This is a genomic window from Stackebrandtia sp. (assembly GCF_035643755.1).
GTDB lineage: Bacteria > Actinomycetota > Actinomycetes > Mycobacteriales > Micromonosporaceae > Stackebrandtia.
The window spans coordinates 1-3,304 of sequence record NZ_DASQPW010000104.1 but is presented as its reverse complement, the minus strand read 5'-3'; the positions used below and the strand labels follow the sequence as shown (position 1 = coordinate 3,304).

4 protein-coding genes and 1 pseudogene are annotated in these 3,304 nt (G+C 72.3%); 2 read left to right on the top strand and 3 right to left on the bottom strand.

Annotation, left to right across the window (positions count from 1 at the left end):
- Together VE172_RS08055 and VE172_RS08050 are read right to left on the bottom strand one after the other, a co-directional pair.
- A pseudogene (locus tag VE172_RS08055) lies at positions 1-261 on the bottom strand (MFS transporter); the annotation flags it as partial.
- A gap of 139 nt (positions 262-400) precedes the next feature.
- Positions 401-1,285 (bottom strand): RNA polymerase sigma-70 factor, encoded by an 885-nt coding sequence (locus tag VE172_RS08050; RefSeq protein WP_324799624.1) that lies wholly within the window; start codon positions 1,283-1,285, stop codon positions 401-403.
- Positions 1,286-1,443: 158 nt separating this feature from the next.
- Here VE172_RS08050 and VE172_RS08045 point away from each other — a divergent pair, with 158 nt between their 5' ends.
- Both VE172_RS08045 and VE172_RS08040 read left to right on the top strand, forming a co-directional pair.
- Positions 1,444-1,932, top strand: coding sequence for a carboxymuconolactone decarboxylase family protein (locus VE172_RS08045; protein WP_324799621.1), 489 nt, complete (start codon positions 1,444-1,446; stop codon positions 1,930-1,932).
- Positions 1,933-2,007: 75 nt separating this feature from the next.
- Positions 2,008-2,658, top strand: a complete 651-nt coding sequence (locus tag VE172_RS08040; RefSeq protein WP_324799618.1) for a hypothetical protein — start codon at positions 2,008-2,010, stop codon at positions 2,656-2,658.
- Between the two features lie 3 nt (positions 2,659-2,661).
- Here the strand turns inward: VE172_RS08040 and VE172_RS08035 are convergent.
- The coding region (locus tag VE172_RS08035) for a DUF8189 domain-containing protein (protein WP_324799615.1) at positions 2,662-3,304 on the bottom strand (643 nt) is incomplete at its 5' end.

Genomic DNA, 3,304 nt, shown 5'->3' with positions numbered 1-3,304 from the left:
CGCCGCCGCGCCGACCGCCAGCCCCGCCGCGAGCTGGCGGCGGGCGCGATCAGGGGCCAGCCGCGAGCCGAGCACCACCGCGCCGATCACCTCGCCCACCACATAGGACGCTCCGAGTCCCGCCCCGATCGCGTAGCCGCCGTCGCGCTGCCGCACCAGGAACACCAGGGCCAGCGGCGCCGCCGCCACGGGCAGCCGCGCGCCGACGGCGACCAGAGCCCAGGTCAGGACGGGGCGGGTGGCGAGCTGGCGGTAAGTCACGGGGGGCTCCCAACGACGGCAACCTGGGCGCGGATCAGCCCCGCCAGCAACGCTACGGGACGGTAAGTCACGGGGGGCTCCCTACGACGGCGACGGGGGTATCGACCCATGCCAACATCGACAGGCGTCGACTTATTCGTCAACGCCGCAGCGGGGTCTCAGCGCCCATGCGGGACAGCTTGTCGGGGTTGCGGACGGCGTACAGTCCGGCGACGCGCCCGTCGTCGACGCGCAGCGCCAGCACCGTGTCGACCGCGTCGCCGCGCCAGACCACCAGCGCGGGGTAGCCGTTGACCTGGCGCAGAGTCATCGACGGGCGGACCCTGCCGACGACCGCCGCCACCGCCTGGGCGCCCACGATCGGTTCCAGGGCGGCGCGCGCGATGCCGCCGCCGTCGGTCAGCAGCACCGCGTCGGGGGCCAGGGTGTCGAGCAGGTCCCGAAGGTTGCCCGTTCGCACCGCCCGCTGGAACGCCGCGACGACCTCGCGCGATTCGGTGGCCGACACCTCGGCGCGGGGGCGGCGGGCCGCCACGTGGGAGCGGGCGCGGTGCGCGATCTGACGCACCGCCGCCGGGGTCTTGTCGACCGCCGCGGCGATCTCGTCGTACCCCACGTCGAAGACCTCGCGCAGCACGAAGACCACGCGCTCGATCGGGGCGAGGGTCTCCAACACCAGCAGCATCGCCATCGACACGCTGTCGGCCAGCTCGACGTCGGCGGCGACATCGGGGGCGGTGAGCAGCGGCTCGGGCAGCCACGGTCCTACATAGGACTCCCGACGCCTTCCCAAGGTCCGCAGGCGGATCAGCGCCTGGCGGGTCGTGACGCGCACCAGGTAGGCCCGCTGGTTGCGCACGGTGTCGAGGTCGACGGTCGACCAGCGCAGCCAGGTCTCCTGCAGCACGTCCTCGGCGTCGGCGGCCGAGCCGAGCATCTCGTAGGCGACGGTGAACAGCAGGTCACGGTGCGCCACGAAGGTCTCCGTCGCGGGATCGAGGCGGTGCGGTGCGGCGTCGGGCATGTCTTGGCTCCTGTCTGCGGCGTTTCCCATCAGACTCCGCCTCGCGCGGTTTTGTGACAGCCCGGTGGTGTGCCGGTCGCCACGGCGCGCGGCCGTCACGCGGCCGCGCCGGGCGGCATCTCATGGGCGTCAACGTCCCTACCGAAAGGCACGAGATCATGGAACCCCGTTTCAACCTGTTCGACAGCCCGACCGCCGCCAAGGTGGGCAAGCGCTTCTACCGCGCCTCCCTGGTTCTGGAGCAGTCCACGCTGCCCAAGAACCTGCGGGAGCTGGTGGAGCTGCGGGCCAGCCAGATCAACGGCTGCGGCTTCTGCGTCGACGTGCACACCACGGAGGCCGCGGCGGCCGGAGAGGACGCCACCCGGATCAACCTGGTGGCCGCCTGGCGGGAGTCGAGCGTCTTCACCGACGCCGAACGGGCGGCCCTGGCGCTGGCCGAGGAGGGCACCCGGCTCGCCGATGCGCACAGTGGAGTGTCCGACGAGACCTGGGACGCGGTGCGCGCCCACTTCGACGACGATCAGGTCGGCGCCCTGGTGTACCTGGTCGCCATGATCAACGCCGCCAACCGGATCGGCGTGATCGTCCGCAACAAGGGCGGCTCCTACCGTCCGGGCATGTTCGACGCCCTGGCCGCGGACTGAACCGGGGCGGGATCGCGGTCCCGCCAGGGAATCCCGGGTGTGACTGGCGACACGATCTTCGCTATCGTGGGGCCGGTGAGCGTTGCCCCCGACCAACCCCCACCCTGGCCGCCGATCCCCGAACGCCCCGCGGCCAGCACCGACGAGAGCCCCGAGGAGCCCGCGGCGTCCGAATTCGGTGGCCCCATGGTGATCCGGGGCGTCGTGGTGGCGGTGATACTGGCCGCCGTCGCGTTGGTGGCCGCGTGGGCGTTCGCCGGGGGCAGGGCACCCGCCGAGGCCAATACTCCGTCGAGCCATGCCGATTCCTCCGACGACGGCACCACTCCGGCGTCGGAGGAATCGAGCTCCAGCGACAAGCCGTCGAAGTCGTCCAGCAGCGACAGTCCCAGTAAGACCCAGGATCCCCTGTCGATGGAACCGTCGACCGACTCCCCGGGGACGCACAGCCATCCCGGCCACGGCCCGGTTCCGTCGGCCCCCAACGACTTCGAAGCCTGGTACACCTACCAGGGCTATCAGGCGATGTGGGAACCGCCGTCCGACGACGGCGGCTCCGAGATCTCCTCCTATGTGGTGGGAGATTGCCACGGCGACGTGCTGGCCACCGTCGACGGCGGCACCACCCAGGCCGTCTTCGACAGCGGGGAGCTGGATTGCCTCAGCGTCCACGCCGTCAACGCCAACGGCGGCGGCAGGGACGCCAGGACCGACCCGGACAACTGACGATCAGGTCGCCGAGCCCGCGGGCACCGGCGCGATCGCCTTTCCCTCCAGGGTTTTCCAGTCGCCCCAACCGCCCGACGCCTCCGTCTGGGATCGGGTGTGGACGGTGCCGTCGGGCGCGACGGTGAAGACGTGCAGCCGGCCGTCGGCGTCGAGGCACGCGCTGGGGGTGGCCGTGGCGGTGCCGGGACCGAACTCGTCGCGGTCGCTCCAGGAGCCGTCGGCCTTTTGGTACCGGTGGTAGATCACGTCTCCGCCGGGCGGCATGAAGAACGCCTCCAACCGTCCGTCCGCGCTCGCGGCCAGCGTGGCGGCGCCGCAGTCGGTCCATTCGCCGAAGGCGCGCCAGTCGTCCCAGCCGCCATTGGGTGACGACTGTGGACGGTTGGACAGCGCCAGGCCCATGGGCGCGATCGCCATGACCTGCAACAGGTCACCGGCGCCCAGCGCCACGGTGGCCGCCGAGCCGGTGAAGGAGCCGAAGTCGCCGTCCCAGTCGGACCAGTCCCCGCCGGGCGAGGTCTGCCAGCGGTGCGCCAGGTTGGCGCCGCCCGGGCCCGGCGCGACGACCTCGAGCCTGCCGTCGGCGTTGGCCGCCACGGCGGGCGGCGCGCCCGCGGGCCCGCCGAAGTCCTCCCAGTCGGTC

Coding starts and splice junctions, on each gene's coding strand:
- VE172_RS08050 (WP_324799624.1), bottom strand. CDS start 1,285: ATGCCCGACGCCGCACCGCACCGCCTCGATCCCGCGACGGAGACCTTC.
- VE172_RS08045 (WP_324799621.1), top strand. CDS start 1,444: ATGGAACCCCGTTTCAACCTGTTCGACAGCCCGACCGCCGCCAAGGTG.